This window comes from Microbacterium sp. HSID17254 (genome assembly GCF_003989315.1).
GTDB lineage: Bacteria > Actinomycetota > Actinomycetes > Actinomycetales > Microbacteriaceae > Microbacterium.
Genome location: NZ_RBLT01000015.1, coordinates 52118 through 69266, shown reverse-complemented (window position 1 = coordinate 69266; position 17149 = coordinate 52118). Strand labels below are relative to the sequence as shown.

Annotated in this window: 14 protein-coding genes and 2 riboswitches; of the genes, 1 reads left to right on the top strand and 13 read right to left on the bottom strand. The window is 68.6% G+C overall.

Features of this window, described 5'->3' with window-relative positions; genetic code table 11:
* Positions 1 to 186: 186 nt before the first annotated feature.
* Positions 187 to 930 (top strand): CPBP family intramembrane glutamic endopeptidase, encoded by a 744-nt coding sequence (locus D8M34_RS10970; RefSeq protein ID WP_036292450.1) that lies wholly within the window; start codon positions 187 to 189, stop codon positions 928 to 930.
* Between the two features lie 7 nt (positions 931 to 937).
* Here D8M34_RS10970 and D8M34_RS10965 read toward each other — a convergent pair whose 3' ends face one another.
* The 13 genes from D8M34_RS10965 to D8M34_RS10905 all read right to left on the bottom strand — a co-directional run bounded on the left by D8M34_RS10965 (position 938) and on the right by D8M34_RS10905 (position 17086).
* Positions 938 to 1504 carry a PH domain-containing protein gene (locus D8M34_RS10965; protein ID WP_126894001.1) on the bottom strand — a complete coding sequence of 189 codons (567 nt, stop codon included), beginning with the start codon at positions 1502 to 1504 and terminating at the stop codon, positions 938 to 940.
* Position 1505: 1 nt separating this feature from the next.
* On the bottom strand, positions 1506 to 3179 hold the full coding sequence (locus D8M34_RS10960) for a dipeptide ABC transporter ATP-binding protein (protein WP_126894000.1): 1674 nt from the start codon (positions 3177 to 3179) through the stop codon (positions 1506 to 1508).
* Complete coding sequence (locus tag D8M34_RS10955) at positions 3176 to 4120, bottom strand: ABC transporter permease (RefSeq protein WP_085606581.1); 945 nt, start codon at positions 4118 to 4120, stop codon at positions 3176 to 3178. The genes D8M34_RS10960 and D8M34_RS10955 overlap by 4 nt, the downstream gene beginning before the upstream one ends.
* A complete protein-coding gene (locus D8M34_RS10950; protein ID WP_085606583.1) occupies positions 4113 to 5039 on the bottom strand; it encodes an ABC transporter permease in 927 nt (308 codons plus the stop codon). The genes D8M34_RS10955 and D8M34_RS10950 overlap by 8 nt, the downstream gene beginning before the upstream one ends.
* A gap of 101 nt (positions 5040 to 5140) precedes the next feature.
* Entirely contained in the window at positions 5141 to 6775 is a 1635-nt protein-coding gene (locus D8M34_RS10945; RefSeq protein ID WP_085606585.1) for a peptide ABC transporter substrate-binding protein, read from the bottom strand.
* A gap of 215 nt (positions 6776 to 6990) precedes the next feature.
* A complete protein-coding gene (gene gcvP, locus D8M34_RS10940) occupies positions 6991 to 9831 on the bottom strand; it encodes an aminomethyl-transferring glycine dehydrogenase (protein WP_238695643.1) in 2841 nt (946 codons plus the stop codon).
* A gap of 61 nt (positions 9832 to 9892) precedes the next feature.
* A complete protein-coding gene (gene gcvH, locus D8M34_RS10935; RefSeq protein ID WP_025102937.1) occupies positions 9893 to 10270 on the bottom strand; it encodes a glycine cleavage system protein GcvH in 378 nt (125 codons plus the stop codon).
* On the bottom strand, positions 10267 to 11382 hold the full coding sequence (gcvT, locus tag D8M34_RS10930) for a glycine cleavage system aminomethyltransferase GcvT (protein ID WP_126893998.1): 1116 nt from the start codon (positions 11380 to 11382) through the stop codon (positions 10267 to 10269). Before gcvT ends, gcvH begins: the two co-directional genes overlap by 4 nt.
* Before the next feature lie 51 nt (positions 11383 to 11433).
* A riboswitch (glycine riboswitch) is annotated at positions 11434 to 11530 on the bottom strand.
* A gap of 1 nt (position 11531) precedes the next feature.
* Positions 11532 to 11626: riboswitch (glycine riboswitch) on the bottom strand.
* A 49-nt stretch (positions 11627 to 11675) separates the two neighbouring features.
* Positions 11676 to 12533 carry an ABC transporter ATP-binding protein gene (locus tag D8M34_RS10925; RefSeq protein ID WP_085606592.1) on the bottom strand — a complete coding sequence of 286 codons (858 nt, stop codon included), beginning with the start codon at positions 12531 to 12533 and terminating at the stop codon, positions 11676 to 11678.
* Positions 12530 to 13384 carry an ABC transporter ATP-binding protein gene (locus D8M34_RS10920; protein ID WP_025102934.1) on the bottom strand — a complete coding sequence of 285 codons (855 nt, stop codon included), beginning with the start codon at positions 13382 to 13384 and terminating at the stop codon, positions 12530 to 12532. Before D8M34_RS10920 ends, D8M34_RS10925 begins: the two co-directional genes overlap by 4 nt.
* Positions 13381 to 14361, bottom strand: coding sequence for an ABC transporter permease (locus D8M34_RS10915; protein WP_126893997.1), 981 nt, complete (start codon positions 14359 to 14361; stop codon positions 13381 to 13383). The genes D8M34_RS10920 and D8M34_RS10915 overlap by 4 nt, the downstream gene beginning before the upstream one ends.
* Complete coding sequence (locus D8M34_RS10910) at positions 14354 to 15349, bottom strand: ABC transporter permease (protein WP_025102932.1); 996 nt, start codon at positions 15347 to 15349, stop codon at positions 14354 to 14356. The genes D8M34_RS10915 and D8M34_RS10910 overlap by 8 nt, the downstream gene beginning before the upstream one ends.
* 39 nt (positions 15350 to 15388) lie before the next feature.
* On the bottom strand, positions 15389 to 17086 hold the full coding sequence (locus tag D8M34_RS10905) for an ABC transporter substrate-binding protein (protein ID WP_025102931.1): 1698 nt from the start codon (positions 17084 to 17086) through the stop codon (positions 15389 to 15391).
* Positions 17087 to 17149: the final 63 nt, after the last annotated feature.

Genomic DNA, 17149 nt, shown 5'->3' with positions numbered 1-17149 from the left:
GGTCCTCAAAGAGTGTGGGGTTGCGCCGGGAAGCCGACGTTCCAGGATAACGTACGCGCGGATCGGGTTCCTGAACGCACGTCGTACCATCGTCCCGTGACCCTCCCCGACCCGACTCCCCCGGCGCCGCAGACGCCGTCGACCGCGCCCACTCGACGGGACGAACCGCGTGAGGGTCGGGCACGCCTGTGGTGGGAGATCGCCATCGTGCTCGCCCTGGGTCTGGGCCAGTCCGCGGTCTACGCGATCGTGCAGCTCGCCTATCGGCTCACGGACGACACGCCCCTCGCGGATCAGACCGCCACCCTCAACCCCTCCCGCAGCGACCGGGAGGTGTTCGACCTCATCTATCAGGTGCTGTCGATCGGATTCGCCCTGGTGCCGGTGCTGCTCGTCTGCTTCCTCCTCTGGCAGCGCCGTCGCCCGCACCTGGAGCGCCTCGGCCTGGACGGCACCCGGGTGGCCGGCGACGTCGGCCGCGGCGTGCTCCTCGTCCTCGCGATTGGCGTGCCGGGGCTGGCGCTCTACCTCGGCGGGCGGGCGCTCGGACTGTTCGTGGCCGTGAACCCCGCGGGTCTGGACGCGCACTGGTGGACCGTGCCGATCCTCCTGCTCGCCGCCGCCCGCGCATCGCTCCAGGAGGAGTTCGTCGTGCTCGGGTACCTGTTCGCCCGCCTGCGGCAGCTCGGATGGTCGCCGTGGACGATCATCGTCTCGACCTCCGTGCTCCGTGCGACGTACCACCTCTATCAGGGGCCCGGTGCCTTCATCGGCAACCTCGCGATGGGGCTGCTGTTCGGGTGGCTCTACCACCGCACCGGTCGACTGCTGCCGTTCCTGGTGGCGCACTTCCTCATCGACGCGGCGGCGTTCGTCGGCTATCCCTGGGCCGCGGCCACCTGGCCCGCCCTGTTCGGTCTTCCCGGCTGAGGCGCGCTCAGCCGAGGTTGACGACGACGAGCGCCGCGACGGCCCACAGCACGATGACGGCGAGGGCGATGAGGGCCGGGCCGTCCCAGCTGCGCCGGATCGGGGCGTCCGCCGTCGAGGGTGCCGCGCTCCACAGGTCGCGGATGCTCGTGAGCACCCGCAGAGCAGACGGCACCTTCACCTCAGCATCCTCCTCGCGGGACGGACGGGGCGGGCGCGCCTTCGCCGGTCCGCCCCAACAGCTCACGGTGCGGCCGTCGTCCAGCGTGAACTCGAGCTGCCAGCGCATGTCGATGTCCTGCACACGCGCCCAGCCGAAGGTCGTGCGACGCAGCAGGTTCTGCACCACGGCCCCGTCCTGATCCACGCGGACGAAGGAGACGAAAGCGGTCTCGTAGACGATCCACAGACCGAGCAGCAGCCAGGGCGCCACGAGAAGCGCCTGCACGATGCTGCCGTTGACGACGGTGTCCCCGAGCAGGAACAGCAGGAGCAGGATGCTGAGGACGAAGACGACGGTGCCCGAGGGCGCACGGTAGGTCCGTGCGCCCTCGGGGTGTCCGGGAGATGCCACCTCAGCGGCCGCCGAGCGGGATCGACGCGCCCGGGATCGCCTTGAGGAGACGATCCGTGTACTCCTGCTGCGGGTTCGCGAAGATCTCGTCGACCGTGCCCTGCTCGACGACCTTGCCCTTCTCCATGACGCAGACCAGGTCGCTGGAGACCCGGACGACCGCGAGGTCGTGCGTGATGAAGAGGTACGTCAGGTTCAGTTCCGACTGGAGTTCGGCGAGCAGCTGCAGGATCTGGTCCTGGACGAGCACGTCGAGCGCCGACACCGCCTCGTCGAGCACGACGATGTCGGGCTTGAGGGCGAGCGCCCGAGCGATCGCGACGCGCTGCCGCTGACCGCCGGACAGCTCGTTCGGATACCGGGTGGCCAGCGCACGGGGCAGTGCCACCTGGTCGAGGAGCTCCTCGACGCGCTCGCGCTGCGCGGTGCGGTCGCCCACACCGTGGATCTGCAGCGGCTCCGAGATCGTGTTCCCGATGTTGCGCAGCGGATCGAGCGAGCCGTAGGGGTCCTGGAACACCGGCTGCATGCGGCGACGCAACCCGAACGCCTGCGCGTTCGAGAGGCGGGACACATCCTGCCCGTCGATCTCGATGGTGCCGCTCGTGGGCTCCTCGAGCTTCAGCACCATCTTCGCCACGGTCGACTTACCGGACCCCGACTCGCCCACGAGCGCGAGGGTCTTCCCCCGCAGGATCTCGAAGGAGACATCGTCGACCGCCCGGAAGGCTTCGCTGCGGAAGTTCCCCTGACGGATCTTGTAGTCCTTGGTGAGCCCGGTGACGCGCACCGTCGGCGGGATGGCGGCGAGGTCGTCGAGCGTCTCGATACCCCGGTCCTCCACGACCGCCTGGATGCGCTGCGACGCCACGCTGGGCGCGGCCCCGACCAGTCGCTGGGTGTACGGATGCTGCGGGTTCTCCAGGATCTGCCGGCTGGGGCCCGCCTCGACGATGTTGCCGTTGCTCATCACGATGATCTTCTCCGCACGCTCGGCCGCGAGGCCGAGGTCGTGCGTGATGAGGAGCACCGAGGTGCCCTTGTCACGCGTGAGCGTCGCCATGTGATCGAGGATGACCCGCTGCACCGTGACGTCCAGCGCCGAGGTGGGCTCGTCGGCGATCAGCAGCTTGGGGTCGGCCGCGAGACCGATCCCGATCAACGCCCGCTGACGCATACCGCCGGAGAACTGGTGAGGGTACTGGTGCAGACGCCTCTCAGCATCGGCCAGCCCCGCCTGCTTCAGCACCTCGATCGTCCGCGCCTTCACGGCCTCACGGCCGCGGGCGATCCCGTTCGCACGGATCGCCTCCTTCACCTGGAAGCCGATGCTCCACACCGGATTGAGGTTGGACATCGGGTCCTGGGGGACGAAGCCGATCTCGCGACCGCGGACGGCCTCCATCTCCCGGCGACCGAGCTTCGTCAGCTCCCGGCCGTCGAGAGTGATTGATCCTCCGGTGACGACACCGGTTCCGGGCAGGAGGTTCACGATGGCGCTCGCCGTGGTCGACTTGCCCGAACCGGACTCGCCCACGATGGCGACGGTCTCGCCGGGGAAGACGTCGAAGCTGGCTCCGTGGAGGACCTCCTTCTCCCCTTCCTGAGTGCGGAACGCGACCCTGAGGTCGCGGACGCTGAGCAGCGGGATCTGCGCGGTTGCTCGTGCGGTCATCGCCGTGCCCTCGCCTTCGGGTCGATGGCGTCTCGGATGAGTTCGCCGAGCGTGACGAAGGCGAGCACGGCCAGCGTGAGCGCGATCGACGGATAGATGAGCGCCATGGGCGCCACCCGCAGCGATGCCTGCGCGGCACCGATGTCGTTGCCCCACGACATCACGTTGCTTCCCAGCCCGACGCCGAGGAACGACAGCGTGGCCTCCGCGACGATCGAGGCGGCGAGCCCGAGCGTCGACACCACGAGCAGCGGTGCGAGCGCGTTCGGGATCACGTGTCCCACCAGCGTGCGGAACTTCGACCGCCCGAGTGCACGGGAGGCCACGACGAAGTCGGACTGCCGGACGCGCAGCACCTCTGCCCGCACGACGCGAGCGGTTGCCGCCCACGCGAAGCCACCGATGGCGAGCGCGAGCACGGGCACCGAGCGGTACTGGGAGAAGACCGTCATGACGACGACGGCGGCGAGGATGTACGGGATGGCGAAGAAGATGTCGCCGATCCGCGAGAGCACCGAATCGAGCCAGCCGCCGTAGAAACCGGCGAACGCGCCCATGATGAGTCCGAGGATCGAGGAGATCGCGGTGGCGAGGAGGCCCACGGAGAGTGACGTCTGCGCGCCCCAGACGATGCGGGAGTAGATGTCGCACCCCTGGAACGTGAAGCCCAGCGGATGTCCTTCGGTGGGGCCGGCGTTGCTGTTCCCGAGCTGGCAGTCGGAGTTCGGTGGCGCCGACGTGAAGAGGGTAGGCCAGAGCGCCATCACGATGAAGAACACCGCGAGGACGACGGAGAACCAGAACAGCGGACGCCGTCGGAGGTCCGACCAGGCATCTCGCCAGAGGTTTCGCGGCTTCTCGGCGATCCGCACGGCGTCGACAGAGATGGTCTCGGTCTCGACCGGAGCGACATAGTGGTTCTGCGTGGTGGGGTCAGGCATAGCGGATCCTTGGGTCGAGCAGACCGTACAGCAGGTCGATGATGAGGTTGACCAGGACGTACAGGATCACGAACACCGTGACGAAGGAGACCACCGTCGGCCCCTCATTGCGGATCGCGGCCTGGTACAGGGTGTTGCCGACACCAGGGACGTTGAAGATTCCCTCGGTCACGGTCGCGCCGACGAGCAGCACGCCGAAGTTCGTCGCGGAGTTCGTGATCACCGGGATCAGGGAGTTGCGGAGGACATGCACGGGGATCACGCGACCGCGCGAGAGCCCTTTGCTGTACGCCGTGCGGACCCAGTCCTGGTTGAGCGTGTCGATGACCGAGCTGCGCATCAGCCGCATGCTCACGGCGTACAGGCTGAAGCCCAGAACGATGGCCGGCAGCCACAGGCCACCCCAGTCGTTGTCCGACCCGACGGTCGGCTTGAACCAGCCCAGCTTGATCGCCAGGAAGTACTGCGCCAGGAAGGCGACGACGAAGATCGGGATCGCGATCGCCACGAGCGCGACGATGAGCATCGTGTGGTCGAAGAGCTTGCCCTTGCGCAGCGCCGAAACCGTGCCGATGATGATCGCCAGCGTGAACTCGATGGCGATGGCCATCACCGCGAGGCGACCGGTGACCGGAAGCGTCTCGGCGAGTACGGTCGACACCGGCCGGCCGGAGAAGGTGGTGCCCAGATCGCCCTGGAAGACGCCGGTGATGTAGTACCAGTACTGCACCAGGAACGGGTCGTTCAGGTGGTACTGCTCGCGCAGCTGTTCCACCACGGCAGGGTTCGGGGTCCGGTCGCCGAAGAGTGCCAGGATCGGGTCGCCGGGCATGGCGAACACGAGGAAGTAGATGAGCAGGGTGGCCCCGAAGAAGACCGGGATCACCTGCAGGAGACGTCTCAGGATGTAGCCGAGCATGCGTCTGTCCCGTAGTCAGGAGGCGGAGTGAGTGTGACGAACACAGCCTGTGAGGCGGCGACGGAAGACCGTCACCGCCTCACAGGTTCGTGCTGTCAGACTTACTCGCCGTCCTTCGTGACCTGGTAGAGGATCGGCCAGGTGTCCCAGCCGAACTCGACGTTCTCCACCGAGTCGCCCCAAGCGCCCATGGCGTTGGTGTACCACAGCGGGATGGCCGGGAGGTCCTGGAAGAGGATCTCCTGCGCCTCCTGGAACTTGGCGATGCCCGCCTCGACGTCGGAAGCCGCAGAGCCCTCGTCGAGGAGCTTGTCGAACTCCGGGTTCGAGTAGTCGCCGTCGTTCGAGCCGGCACCCGTGCCGAAGAGCGGGCCGAGGCCGTTGAACATCGACGGGTAGTCGAACTGCCACCCGGTGCGGAACGCGGTCTGCGTCTTCTCCTCCGTGATCAGCGTCCGGTGCTCGGCGAAGGTCGGAATCGGGTTGCCCGAAGCCTCGATGCCGAGGTTGTTCTTGATCTGGTTCGCGACTGCGTCGACCCAACCCTGGTTGGGGCCGTCGGCGTTGTACTGGATCTGGAAGGACCCGGTCCACGGCGCGATCTCGTCGGCCTGCGCCCACAGCTCCTTGGCCTTCTCGGGGTCGAACTCGAGCACCTCGGATCCGGGGATGTCCTCGGAGTAGCCGTCGATCACCGGCGACGTGAAGTCCTTCATCGGCGTGCGCGTGCCGCTGAAGACCACGTCGGTGATCTCCTCGCGGTCGATCGCGTGGGAGATGGCGGCGCGACGCAGCTGGCCCTCTTCACCGCTCCAGTGCTCGAGGCGCTCCGGGATGGTGATGGTCGCGTTCGCCGCGGCTGGCTGGTTCACCGTGCGGTCCGGGAAGTCGGTCTCGAACGTCTGCAGAGCGGTGTCCGGGATCTCCTGGATGATGTCGAGCTCGCCACCCTGCAGGTCGGCGTATGCCGCCTCCGTGCTGGCGTACAGTCGCATGTCGATGCCACCGTTCTGCGCCTCACGCGGACCCGTGTAGTCCTCGTTCTTGACGAGCTCGATGCTCTCGTTGTGACGCCAGGCGCCCTCTTCGGCGAAGACGTACGGGCCGTTGCCGATGGGGTTCTCACCGAAGGCCTCGAGGTCGTCCCACGCCGATGCCGGCAGCGGGAAGAAGGCGGTGTAACCCAGGCGGAGCGGGAAGTCGGACTCCGGCTGCTTGAGCTTGACGGTGAAGGTGAGGTCATCCACGACCTCGAGGCCCGACAGCTCCGGCACGTTCTCCTCGTAGGAGAAGCCCTCGATGGACTCGAAGAAGTAGCTCGAGAGCTGCTTGTTGTCGAGCGCGGCACCGTAGTTCCAGGCCTTGACGAAGGACTCGGCGTCGACAGGGTCTCCGTTGGCGAAGGTCTGGTCGGGCTTGATCTTGATCGTGTAGGTCTGGGAGTCCTCGGTCTCGATCGACTCGGCGAGGTCGTTGTGCACGGCGCCCTCGGCGTCGTAGTAGACCAGACCCGCGAAGATGCTCTGCAGCACCAGGCCGCCGCCGACCTCGTTCGTGTTGGTCGGGATGAGCGGGTTCTGCGGCTCGGTGTTGTTGACCGAGATCGTCGCGGTCGGGTCACCCGAGGGCGTCTCCTCCGTGGAGTCGTTGCCGCCGCCGCTGGCGCAGCCTGCCAGGGTCAGGGCGCCGATCACGAACAGTGCGCTGCCCGCGAGGGCGATCTTGTTGCGCTTCACTTTTGTCCTCCTGTGGACGTGGGAATTCTGCGCGGCTCATCATCGAGCGCGCAGGGATACCTGAGCGTAACCCGGTGGTCGCGCGTCCAGGACGTTCAGCTAACGAACTGTTACTGAGTGGTGACCATCTGTCACATGACCGAAACATGGCGCAACGCGAACGGCGCCGCGCCGCCGGGAGGCGGGCGCGACGCCGTTCGTCGTGCGGGTCCGTGTCAGGCGAAGGCCTCGATCGGCGGGCAGGCGCAGACGAGGTTGCGGTCGCCGTACGCCTGGTCGATCCGGCGGACAGGCGGCCAGTACTTCGCCGCCACCAGCGAGCGCACCGGATAAGCGGCCTCCTCGCGGGTGTAGGCGTGCGCCCACTCCCCCGCGATGAGCGAGACCGCGGTGTGCGGGGCGTGCACGAGCGGGTTGTCGTCCGCAGGCCAGCGCCCCGCGGCGACGGCGTCCGCCTCGGCCTTGATCATGATCATGGCCTCGATGAAGCGCTCGATCTCGTCGAGGTCCTCCGACTCGGTGGGCTCCACCATGAGGGTGCCGGCGACCGGGAACGACATGGTCGGCGCGTGGAAGCCGTAGTCGATCAGGCGCTTGGCGACGTCGTCGACGGAGATGCCGGTGGCCTCCTTGAGCGGACGCAGGTCGAGGATGCACTCATGCGCGACCCGTCCGTTCTCCCCCGTGTAGAGCACCGGGAAGTGCCCGCCGAGGCGCTCGGCGATGTAGTTCGCCGAGAGGACCGCCGCGGCGGTCGCGCGCCGGAGCCCCTCGGCGCCCATCATGCGCACGTACGCCCACGAGATCGGGAGGATGCCCGCAGAGCCGTACGGGGCCGCGGAGATCACCGCGCCCTCGAACGTGTGGCCACCGAAGTGCTCGGCGCGCTGCGCGAGCGGGTGCGACGGCAGGTACGGCGCGAGGTGGGCCTTCGCCGCGACCGGACCGATGCCCGGGCCGCCGCCGCCGTGCGGGATGGCGAAGGTCTTGTGCAGGTTGAGGTGCGAGACGTCGCCGCCGAGGTCGCCGAATCGCGCGTACCCGAGGAGCGCGTTGAGGTTCGCTCCGTCGACGTACACCTGACCGCCGACCGCGTGCACCGCCCCGGTGATCTCGACGACCTGCTCCTCGTAGACGCCGTGCGTGGACGGGTACGTGATCATCAGCGCCGCCAGGTCGTCGGCGTGCTGGGCGATCTTCGCGCGGAGGTCGTCCAGGTCGACGTTGCCGAGCGCGTCGCTCGCCACCACGACGACCTTCATGCCGGCGAGCACGGCGGAGGCCGCGTTCGTGCCGTGGGCGGAGGACGGGATGAGGCACACGATGCGGTGGTCGTCGCCGTTCGCGCGGTGGTAGCCGCGGATCGCGAGGAGGCCCGCCAGCTCACCCTGCGAGCCGGCGTTCGGCTGCAGCGACACCGCGTCGTACCCGGTGATCTCGGCGAGCCAGCCCTCGAGCTGGTCGATGAGCTCCAGGTAGCCGCGGACGTCGGCCTCCGGGGCGAACGGGTGGATGCCCGCGAACTCCGGCCACGTGATGGCGGCCATCTCCGTGGCGGCGTTGAGCTTCATCGTGCACGAGCCGAGCGGGATCATGCCGCGGTCGAGGGCGTAGTCCCGGTCGGACAGGCTCTTCAGGTACCGCATCATGGCGGTCTCGCTGCGGTGGCTGTGGAACACCGGGTGCGTGAGGTACTCGTCCTGGCGGCGGAGGGCGTCCGGCAGCGCGTCCGCGTCGCCGAGGCCGAAGCCGAAGGCGCGCTCCTGCTTCCCGCCGAAGACCTGCGCGACCTGGTGCAGCTCGGCCACCGTGGTCGTCTCGTCCACCGCGATTCCGATCGTGTCGGCGTCGGCGACCCGCAGGAGGATGCCGTAGCCGCCCCGCGCCTGGTCGGCGTACTCCGCCGCCCGGCCCGGGACGCGCACGGTCAGCGTGTCGAAGAAGTGCTCGTGGACGACCTCGGCGCCGGCCTCGACGAGCCAGTCGCGCAGCAGGGCCGCCTTGGCGGCGACGTCGCGGGCGATCTCGCGGAGCCCGTCCGGGCCGTGGTAGACCGCGTACATCGAGGCCATCACGGCGAGGAGCACCTGGGCGGTGCAGATGTTCGACGTCGCCTTCTCGCGGCGGATGTGCTGCTCACGGGTCTGCAGCGAGAGGCGGTAGGCCGGCTTGCCCTCGGCGTCGACGGACACGCCGACGAGACGTCCGGGCAGCTGCCGCTCCAGGCCTGCGCGCACGGCCATGTAGCCGGCGTGCGGGCCGCCGAAGCCCATCGGCACGCCGAAGCGCTGCGTCGTTCCCACGGCCACGTCGGCCCCGAGGGTGCCGGGCGCGGTGAGGAGCGTCAGCGCGAGGAGGTCGGCGGCCGCGACGGCGAGCGCGCCGGCGACGTGCGCGGCGTCGAACACCGCGGACGGATCCCACACACGGCCCGAGGCCCCGGGGTACTGCACGAAGACGCCGAAGAGCTCGGCGGGCAGCTCCTCCCCCACCGCGAAGTCGACCGTGACGAGCTCGATGCCGAGCGCCTCGGCCCGGGACGCGAGCATCGCCTTCGTCTGCGGCAGCGCATCCGCGTCCACTGCGAAGACGTTGGAGGAGGTCTTCGAGGCCCGGCGCGCGAGCAGCATCGCCTCCACGACCGCGGTGGACTCGTCGAGCATCGACGCGTTCGCGGTGGTGAGGCCGGTGAGCTCGGCCACCATCGTCTGGAAGTTGATGAGCGCTTCCAGGCGCCCCTGCGAGATCTCGGGCTGGTACGGCGTGTAGGCCGTGTACCAGGACGGGTTCTCGAGCACGTTGCGCTGGATGACCTGCGGCGTGACGGTGCCGTAGTAGCCGAGGCCGATCATCGAGCGGTTCACCGTGTTCCGCGCGGCGAGGGCACGCAGTTCGGCCAGTGCCTCGGTCTCCGACGCGGCGACCGGGATGCGGGAGTCGGCGACCGCGTCCTCCGGTCCCGTGTAGATCGAGGCGGGGACGGCCTGACGCATGAGCTCCTCGACCGGGCTCAGCGTCCCGTTGCCGGCGGAGCCGAGACCCAGCGCGTCGAGCATCGTGCGCTGGGCGGCCTCGGTCGGTCCGATGTGACGATCGGCGAATGCAACCACGTCCGGGTCAGCCCTCCGTGAGTGCGACGTACGCGTCGCGGTCCAGCAGTCCGTCCAGCGCACCGGCGGCGACGGACACCTTGAGCAGCCAGCCGCCCTCGAACGGCTCGGCGTTGACGAGCGAAGGGTCGTCGACGACGGCGTCGTTGACCTCGACGACCGTGCCGGCGACCGGAGCGTAGAGCTCCCCGACCGACTTCGTGGACTCGATCTCGCCGACCACCGAGCCGGCGGTCAGCTCGGTGCCGACGGCGGGGAGCTCGACGAAGACGACATCCCCCAGTTTCTCGGCGGCGTAGTCGGTGATGCCGATCGTCACGGTGTCGCCGTCACCGGCGATCCATTCGTGCTCGTCGGTGTAGCGGAGTGCGCTGAGGTCGGTCATTTTGTCCTCCGGTAGAAAGGCAGGGCGGTCACGGTCGCGGGGATGCGGGTCCCCCGCACATCAAGGAATACTGCGGTTCCCTCTTCCGCGGAAGAAGGGTCGACGTACGCCATCGCGATGGGATGGCCGAGCGTCGGGCTCAGGGCACCGCTGGTGATCTCTCCGATCGGGGTGCCGTCGGCGTCGACGACCGCGTAGCCGGCGCGGCCGGCGCGTCGTCCTTCGGCCGTCAGTCCGACGAGGATGCGGGCATCGTCGGCGGGCGCCGGAGCGTCCTTGCCGACGAAACGGTCCTTCGCGACGACCACGACGCGGCCGAGGCCGGCCTGGGCGGGTGCGGTGTCGAGGCTGAGCTCGTGGCCGTACAGCGGCATGCCCGCCTCCAGGCGGAGGGTGTCGCGCGCGGCGAGCCCGGCGGGGACGAGCCCGTGCGGCGCGCCGGCGTCGAGGACGGCGTCCCACAGCGCGGTCGCGTGGGCGGCCGGGACGAGGAGCTCGAAGCCGTCCTCCCCGGTGTAGCCGGTACGGGCGAGGAGCAGCGGCTCGCCGGCGAACGACGCGGTCGCCCACGCGTAGTACTTCTGCTCCGCCCAGGGGATGCTGACGTCGGCGATGCCCGCCGTCGCCGCGAGGATCTCCTCGGCCCGCGGGCCCTGCACGGCGATCAGCGCGTAGTCGTCCGAGACGTCGTCGACCTCCACGGCGCCCGCGTCCGCGTCAGCGATCCGCTCGGTGAGAGCCTGTCGCACCGCGTCGCGGTTGCCGGCGTTCGAGATGATGAGGAAGTCGTCGTCGGCCAGCCGGTACACGATCACGTCGTCGACGATGCCGCCCTCCGCCGTCAGCAGCAGGGAGTACTTCGCCTTGCCGACCGCGAGCGCCGACAGCCGCCCGGCGAGGGCGTAGTCGAGGAAGGCCGCCGCGCCGGTGCCGCGGACCGTGAACTCGGCCATGTGCGAGATGTCGAAGACGCCCGCCGCCTGCCGCACCGCGTGGTGCTCGGCGAGGTCGGACGTGTAGCGCACCGGCATCTGCCAGCCGCCGAAATCGGTGAAGGAGGCGCCGAGCGCCTCATGGCGCTCGCGCAACGGGGTGTAGCGGGGGTCGGACATGGAGTTCTCCCGGGCTGGGTCGGGCGGGACGACGACGTCGTCCCTGGGAACTCCCCCTCTGTCATGGGCCTGAGAGCTTCGCCCGCGCGAGCGCAGGGCTTTCACCGTCGGCGGATCCCCCGGTGCTCGGGATCGCTTTTCAGAGCGGCCGGACCTCCGCGGTACGCGTACCTGAGAGATTGGCGGGGAGGCTTGCTCCTTCGGTGCCCGGCTGCATGCGCCGGGGCTCTCCCGCGTCGGTCGTTCGGCCTGTCTTCGATTGTGGGTTCAGTCTAGCGGTCTCCCCCGCCCGCTCAGGAGCCCAGCGCGAGCTCCGCCCTGACCTCGTCGCGGAGCCTGCCGAGGTTCTCCGGTTCGGGGGCCGCCGCCAGGAGCGTCCTGGTGTACTCGTGCTGCGGGTTCAGGATCACCTCGTCGGCCGATCCCCGCTCCACGACGTCGCCCCGGAAGAGGACCATGATGTCGTCGGAGAAGTGCCGCGCGGTCGCCAGGTCGTGCGTGATGTAGAGGACGCCGAGGTTCTCCTCCCGCTGCAGCTCGGCGAGCAGGTTGAGCACGCCGAGCCGGATCGACACGTCGAGCATCGACACCGGCTCGTCGGCCACGATGAACCGGGCGCCGGGGGCCAGGGCCCGCGCGATCGCCACACGCTGCCGCTGTCCGCCGGAGAGCTCGTGCGGGCGCCGTTCGGCGAAGCTCTCGCCCGGAGTGAGCCGCACGCGCTCCAGCAGCTCGATCGCCCGCGCCCGCACCTCGCGACTGTCGAGCTTGGGGTGGTGCAGCCGGATCGGACGCTCCAGGTGGTGCACGATCGTGTGGAACGGGTTCAGCGACGCGAACGGGTCCTGGAAGACCATCTGCACGTCCGACCGGTAGCGCTCGAGGGCCAACCCCCGCGTGCCGGACTCCTCGCCGTCGAGGAGGATGCTGCCCGAGGTCGGCGTCTCCAGCTTCATCAGCATCCGGGCGATGGTCGACTTGCCCGACCCGGACTCGCCGACGAGAGCCGTGGTCCGCCCGGCCTCCAAGGTGAACGACACGTCCTTCACCGCGTGCAGCACGCTCGTGCGGAACCCTGACCGCAGGTGGAAGTCCTTCACGAGGTTCCTCGCCTCGAGGGTGCCGCCGCGCCTCGTCCCGTCCACGCTCATCGGATGACCTCCTGGTTGACGCCGCCGCTGCGGACGAAGTCGCCCCGCTCGCCCGTGAGGGACGGGAAGCTCGACAGCAGGCGCTGGGTGTACTCGTGCTGCGGGTTGCGGTAGATCTCCGCCGCGGTGCCCTGCTCGACGATCCGGCCCTGCAGCATGACAGCGATGCGGTCGCTGATCTCGATGAGCATGGGCAGGTCGTGGGTGATGAAGATGACCGCGAAGCCGAGCTTCTCGCGCAGGCGCATGATCTCCCGGATGATGCCGCGCTGCACGACCACGTCGAGCGCCGTGGTGGGCTCGTCCATGATCATGACCTGCGGGTCGAGCGCCAGCGCCATCGCGATCATCATGCGCTGGCGCATACCGCCGGAGAGCTCGTGCGGGAAGCTCGTCAGCCGGCCGGGGTCCACGCCGACGAGCGTGAGCAGCTCCTCGGCGCGCTCCTGCTTGGCCTTCTTCGACATTCCGGGGCGGTGGGTGTCGAAGATGTCGAAGATCTGCGCGCGGACCGAGATGACGGGGTTGAGGGAGTTCATCGCCCCCTGGAAGACCATCGAGATCTTGTCCCAGCGGAAGGCGCGCAGCCCGTCTCCGTCGAGTCCGACGACGTCGATGTCATGGCCGTCGCGGTCGTGGAACACGATCTCGCCGTCGGTCATCAGGGCCGGCGCTTTGAGCAGCCGGTTCATCCCGTACGCGAGGGTGGTCTTCCCGCAGCCCGACTCCCCTGCGAGACCGAGGATCTCGCCGCGGTGGAGGGTCAGCGAGACATCCCGGACCGCCTTGACGGGCGGATCGACCTCGTACTCGATCGAGACGTTCCTGGCGGTGAGCACGGCGTCGCTCATGCGGTGACCCCCTTCTCCTTCGCGGCCTTGCGCAGACGACGGGCCGCATCGGGCGCGTTGCGCAGCTTCGGGTTGATGACCTCGTCGATGGCGAAGTTGATCAGCGCGAGTCCCGCGCCGAGGATCGCGATCATGATGCCCGGCGGCACGAACCACCACCAGGCACCGCGGCCGAGGGCCTGACCGGACTGGGCGTCGTTGAGGATCGAGCCCCAGGTGATCGAGGAGTTCGGACCGAGGCCGAGGTACGACAGCCCCGCCTCGCCGAGGATGGCGAAGATGATCGCGAACAGGAACTGCGCGGTCAGCAGCGGGAGCAGGTTCGGCATGATCTCGACGAGGATCACCCGGAGGGACTTCTCCCCCGCCACTTTCGAGGCGTACACGTAGTCGCGGGTGCGGAGCGAGCGGGTCTGCAGCCGCAGCACGTACGCCGCGCCGGCCCACGAGGTGATGCCGAGGACGAAGGCCACGAGCTGCCAGCTGCGCTGCGGCACGAAAGACGCGATCACCATGACCAGCGGCAGTCCGGGGATGACGATCATGACGTTCGTCAGGAGAGCCAGGACGTCCTCCCGCCAGCCGCCGAGGTACCCGGCCAGGACGCCGAAGAGGAGGGACAGCACGATGGCGATGCCGCCGGCCGTCACGCCGATGAGCAGCGATCCCTGCGCCCCGACGGCGAGCTGCGCGAACACGTCGTTGCCGAGCTTGGTCGTGCCGAGCCAGTGCTCTGCCGACGGCGCGGCGAGAGCGGGGTTGTCGGTGCTGCGCGGGTTCTGCGTGAAGAACGGCGCGATGATCGCGAAGAGCACGATGGCGAGCACGAGCACGGAGCCGACGATGAACTTCGGCGACATGCTGGGCAGGATCCGGCGGCGCCGGCGCTCCTGACGCTGCGTGGCCAGGGCGACGGTGCCCTCGGGGGCGACGGTGGGAGGCTCCTCCACGAGGAGCGGGTTCTTCGTGTCAGACATTCTGGCGAGCCCTCGGGTCGATGAAGCCATAGACGAGGTCCATGAAGAAGTTGGCGACGAGCACCGTGAGGGTGATCACGAGGAACAGCCCCTGCATCAGCGCGTAGTCGTTGTTGGTGACGGCCTGGAACATGAGCTTGCCGACGCCCGGATAGGTGAACACCTGCTCCATGACGATGGAGCCGGCGACGACGAACCCGAGCGTGATCGAGAAGCCCGCGATCGACGGGATGGCCGCGTTGCGCGCGGCGTACGTCGTCATGATGCGTCGCGGCCGCAGTCCCTTCGCCTCGGCGGTGAGGACGTAGTCCTCGGCGAGCGTGGAGACCATCATGTTGCGCATGCCGAACATCCAGCCGCCCACCGAGCTGATCACGATCGTGATCGCCGGGAGGATCGAGTGCGCGACGGCATCCGAGAAGAACGCCCAGGTCGGCTCCGGGCCGTCCGGGAAGTCGAAGACGTCGTAGCCGCCGAAGATGGGGAACCAGCCCAGGCCCACGGCGAAGACGGCGACGAGGATGAGCGCCAGCCAGAAGTACGGGATGGACTGCAGCACGGTGGTCGCGGGGATGAGATGGTCGACCCAGGTGCCGCGCTTCCAGCCGGCCCACGCCCCGAGCACGACGCCGAGCACGAACGAGATCACCGTCGCGGTTCCGACGAGCACCAGCGTCCACGGGAGAGCACCCGCGATGAGCTCCGTGACCGGAGTGGGGAACTTCGTCACCGACACGCCCAGATCGCCCTGGAACATGCGCCCCCAGTAGGCGAGGTACTGCTCCCAGAGGGACGAGTCGTCTCCGCCGAGCAGGAGCTTGATGTTGCGGATGGTGGTCTCGGAGACCTCTCCGCCGGCCCGCTGCATCTTGGCGATCATGATGTCGGCGGGATCCCCCGGCATGAGCCGGGGAAGCAGGAAGTTGATGGAGATCGCGGCCCACAGCGTGAACGCGTAGAACCCGATCCTTCGTGCATAGAACTTCATGTCACCTGTCCTGACTTCCTACTTCCCCGACTCATCGACTCAGCCGGCGGGCTTGATCTGCGTCAGCACGTAGCCGGCCGCGATCGCACCCCAGGACGGCGGGAAGGCGTAGAGGTCTTCCTCCGTCGGCCAGCCCGTGTAGTCCTTCGTGTTGTAGAAGGTCTGCGTCGCGTTGATCACGAGCGGGATGTACGGCAGGTCGCGCACGATCTCGGACTGGATCGTGCCGTACAGCTCCTTCTTCTCCGCTTCGTCGTTCGTGCTGATCGCGGACTGGATGGCGGCATCCACCGTCGGGTTGCTGTAGCGGCTGAAGTTCCAGCGACCGGCCGGGATCTCCGTGCCGACGGGGCTGGTGGACTCGACCTCGGTGCCGCCGAACCAGTCACGGTAGATCTGGAACGGGTCGGCGACCGACGTGCCGACGACTCCGCCGACGATGAGCTGGAAGTCGCCGCCCTGTCGGGCGTCGGAGAACTCCTGCCACTGCACGGTCGACGCGGTCACCTTGATGCCCGCGGCCTCGGCCTGCTCGGCGATGAGCTTCGCGGCGTCGTTGTAGTCGGTCCAGCCGTCGACCGAGATCAGGCTGAGCTCGACCGGAGCGCCGTCCTTCTCGTAGATCCCGGAGGAGCCCTTGGTGTAGCCGGCGGCCTCGAGGATCTCCCCGGCCTCTGCGGCGTCCGCCTCCTGCGGGCTGACCTCGTTGGCCGGGTCGGCGAGCCACTTCTCGTCGCGCGGCAGCAGCGTGTACGCCGGCGAGATGTCGCCGGTCAGGCCGACGAACGCCTTGTCCTTGATGGTGGCGCGGTCGATGGCGACGTTCAGCGCCTGGCGCACCGCGACGTCGGTCTGCGGGCCCGTGCAGCCGAGCTCGGCGTTCGAGCAGGTGTAGAGGACGGTCGGGTCCTGCGGGGTGTTGATCCACTCGATCTTGCCGTTGCCCGTGACGTCGTCCGGGTTCGGGATGAACATGCCCGTCCAGTCGAGCTTGCCGGCGGCGAGCAGGTCCTGCGCGGTCTGGTTGTTGTCGACCGCGATGTACTGGACCTTCTTGACCGCGAGCTCGTCGGCACCGCGGTAGTTCTCGTTCGCGACCAGCGTGTAGGACTCGCTCGTCGTCTTGTCCACGACGTACGGACCGGAGCCGACGGGATCTTCGTTCGCGAAGTTCGCGAAGTCGGTGACGTCCTTCCAGATGTGCTCCGGGAGGATGTAGCTCGACCCCATCCGCTGGAACTCGGTCGTGTACTGGGCGGTGGCGTAGGTGAGGACGACGGTCGTGTCGTCGGTCGCCTCGGCCGAGACGAGTCCGTTGCCCTCGGGGTTGTTGGCCTCGTACGTGAAGGAGAAGACGACGTCGTCGGCGGTGAGCGGCTCGCCGTCGCTCCACTTCAGGTCGGGCTTGATCTTCACCGTGATCTGGGTGCCGTCCTCGTTGTACTCGAACGAGTCGCCGATCAGGCCGACGGGCTCGGCGTCCTGCGTCTTGTTGTAGAAGAACAGCGGCTCGTAGATGGGACCGAGCGCACCGTGGAGCACGGTGGGCGCGAACGGGTTGTAGTTCGCGGTGATCGGCGTCTGGCTTCCTGCCCAGACGCGGAGTGCGCGGTCGCCGTCGGCGTTGCCGCCGTCGTCGCCGCCTCCACCGCTGCCGCAGGCCGTCAGGCCCAGGGCGAGGACCGAGGCCCCCGCGACCGCCGTGAGCGCGATCTTGCGCTTTCCGTTACGGATCATTCTTCATTTCCTCTCGGTGCTGCACTGCAGGAGGGATTCTCCGGTTGGAGCCGAACCCCGGGC